This window comes from Clostridia bacterium (genome assembly GCA_028698525.1).
Lineage (GTDB): Bacteria > Bacillota > Clostridia > JAQVDB01 > JAQVDB01 > JAQVDB01.
Map to the genome: position 1 here is coordinate 1 of JAQVDB010000120.1, position 2,999 is coordinate 2,999.

The following is a 2,999-nucleotide window of genomic DNA, read 5'->3' on the forward strand; positions in this document are numbered from 1 at the left end:
AGAGTAAGTCGCTGCCGGAACCTATAATCCTCAGTAGCTCAATGGTAGAGCACTCGGCTGTTAACCGGGGGGTTACTGGTTCGAGCCCAGTCTGGGGAGCCATATATACAAAGAATCCGTATACATTCATAGATGTATACGGATTTTTTTATTAATAGATAAAGATAGCTGCTGTTTAACCAATATCATAAAAGAAATACAGGTTTATTAAGCCTATTGTCCTAGGCATAAGGCAGACTATTCAACACGAATCGACAGAATACAACAATTCCCTACAAAGAGCTAAAATAGCTAAATAGATTAAATTATATATTATAGATAAAATATTGACATATATATATTACCTGTGTTAAGATCTGTAGTAAACATGTGGTAGAAGGACAAATAAGTAAAAAAGTATTGTATTAGATGTGATAAAAAATATATAGATGATTTGGAAAGCATAAGTACAAACAAGTAAAATGCACATCTCAATTATAAGGCTAACTTTGCACTATAGTTCCAAATCTCTCTTTTCATATAAAGCGATAACAGTGAAATGGGGGGTATTATGAAAATAAAACTTGCGCTGTTAGAAAAAGATGAAAACTACTTAAGTCGTTTAGTTTCTACTTTTGGGACTAAATACGCTGACAAGCTTGAGATATACTCTTTTACAAATAAAGATATAGCAATGTCTACTTTGGATAGTGCTAGGATTGATGTTTTAGTTGCAAGTGATAACTTTGACATTGACATAAAAAAGCTTCCTAAACGTTGTGGCTTTGCTTATTTAGTAGACAGATCGGATATCGATACTGTAAATGACCAACAGGCTATATGTAAATTTCAAAAGGTAGACTTGATATACAGACAAATACTTAGCATATACTCTGAAATGGCTGTTAGTGTTTCCGGTTTAAAGCTAGGAGACGATAACTGTAGAGTTATAGCCTTTACCTCACCTAGTGGTGGAGTTGGTAGCTCTACTATGGCAGCCGCATGTGCCCTTTATTTTGCTTCTAAAGGAAGGAAAACCCTTTACTTAAATTTTGAGAAATTTGGTTCATCGGATCTTTTCTTTTCAGCTGATGGACAGTTTGATATGAGTGACATTATTTTCACTTTAAAAAGCAAAAAGGCAAATCTTGCTCTAAAACTAGAGAGTTGCGTAAGAAAGGATCAAAGAGGCGTATATTTTTATTCTGGGTCTAAGATAGCGTTGGATATGCATGAACTAACAACAGAAGAGATTACCCGCCTTATATCAGAGTTAAAATTAACAGGCTCTTACGACTATATAATTGTCGATATTGATTTCGGGATAAAGAAAAATATGCTCAAACTCTTTAGGCAGATGAGTTCTATTATCTGGGTAGGAGACGGCTCAAGTATTTCAAATGCTAAGTTATCAAGAGCCTATGCCGCCTTGAGTCTAATAGAACAAAATGAGGACTCCCCGTTAATCAAGCGAACAGGCTTAATTTATAATAAATTTAGTAACAAGTCTAGTAATACAATCGATGATATTGAGATAAGAACCCTTGGTGGTGCTCCAAGATACCAACATGCTAGTATTGAGCAAATACTTTCGCAGCTGTCACAGATGGATATCTTTACAAAGATTAATTAGTATAAGGTGAGTTTATGGATTTTGAACAAGAACAAGAACTTATATCAAATATAAAACTATATATTAGTGAAAATTTGCCCTTAAGCAGCATGAGTGATGAGGAACTAGAAGAAAAGGTAGAGGAAATCGTACTACAACGTATAGGTAATCAGTACTGTCCCATTGAAAAGAGAGTTTCCATAGTACAGCAGGTCTATAGTTCTATACGAGGTTTCGGCCTTCTAGATTCAATCATGAATGATGACACAATAACTGAGGTTATGATTAATGGGCCTGACAATGTTTTTATAGAAAAAAACGGACAATTGTTCAAACTTGACAAAAAGTTTGAAAGTCAGCGCCGCCTAGAAGATATAATCCAGCGAATTGTAGGGCTATCAGGTCGTGAGGTCAATCAAGCTAACCCCATCTGTGATACCCGTCTTCCTGATGGGTCCCGTGTGAATGTCGTCTTGCCTCCTATTGCACTATGTGGCCCAACCCTTACCATTCGAAAGTTTTCCAAGACTCCAATGACTGTGGAAAAGCTAATCGAGTATGGTTCAATAACTCAGGAAATAGCGGATAAACTTCAGTTATTAGTCAGAGCAAAGTACAATATTTTCATCAGTGGTGGTACTGGTTCTGGTAAGACTACCTTTTTAAATGCCTTGTCTAACTATATCCCAAAGGATGAACGTGTAATCACGATCGAGGACTCAGCAGAGCTACAGATAGTTGGCATAAGTAACCTTGTGAGTCTAGAGACCAGGAATGCAAATGCGGCAGGTGCAGGCCAAATCACTATTCGAGACCTAATTAAATCCTCTCTTCGTATGAGGCCTGAAAGGATTGTAGTTGGAGAGGTTCGCGGCGGAGAAGCCCTTGATATGTTGCAAGCTATGAATACTGGACATGACGGTTCATTATCAACAGGTCATGCTAACTCTACAGAAGATATGCTAAGCCGTTTAGAAACTATGGTTTTACAGGGAGCGGCAGGCCTCCCGCTAGAGGCGATAAGACAACAGATAGCTTCAGCAGTAGATATTATCATTCACCTTTCAAGGCTTAGGGATAAGTCAAGAAAGACTATGGAGATAACTGAAGTTGTAGGGTATGAGGATGGGCAGATAGTACTTAATCCCTTGTATATATTCGAAGAAGATGAAGACAGTACATTAGAAAAGGTATCAGGACAGTTAAAACGGACAAAAAACCCTATGAAAAATGATTTCAAACTTCGTTTGGCAGGTATAAAAACGGAAATCTGAGGTGTGAGAAATGGCATCATCTAAAAAAGAGAAAAAAATCATCGAGCCACAGTATTATACATCTGCAACTAATATCCCTACATACAATTACAAGGTGTACCACATGAAAGCAATTGAAAAGATTCTTTACTTTA

The 2,999-nt window shown here is 37.0% G+C and carries 2 protein-coding genes and 1 tRNA gene; all 3 read left to right on the forward strand.

Annotated elements, in window-relative coordinates; all coding sequences use genetic code 11:
* Window positions 1-27 precede the first annotated feature (27 nt).
* Window positions 28-102 (forward strand) — tRNA-Asn (locus tag PHP06_10920).
* Between the two features lie 448 nt (window positions 103-550).
* Window positions 551-1,612 carry a chromosome partitioning protein ParA gene (locus PHP06_10925; GenBank protein MDD3841052.1) on the forward strand — a complete coding sequence of 354 codons (1,062 nt, stop codon included), beginning with the start codon at window positions 551-553 and terminating at the stop codon, window positions 1,610-1,612.
* 14 nt (window positions 1,613-1,626) lie between these two features.
* Window positions 1,627-2,865 carry a CpaF family protein gene (locus PHP06_10930; GenBank protein MDD3841053.1) on the forward strand — a complete coding sequence of 413 codons (1,239 nt, stop codon included), beginning with the start codon at window positions 1,627-1,629 and terminating at the stop codon, window positions 2,863-2,865.
* Window positions 2,866-2,999 lie beyond the last annotated feature (134 nt).

Bases quoted from the DNA above. Each gene is read 5' to 3' on its own strand.
- PHP06_10925 (MDD3841052.1), top strand. From the start codon at position 551: ATGAAAATAAAACTTGCGCTGTTAGAAAAAGATGAAAACTACTTAAGT.
- PHP06_10930 (MDD3841053.1), top strand. From the start codon at position 1,627: ATGGATTTTGAACAAGAACAAGAACTTATATCAAATATAAAACTATAT.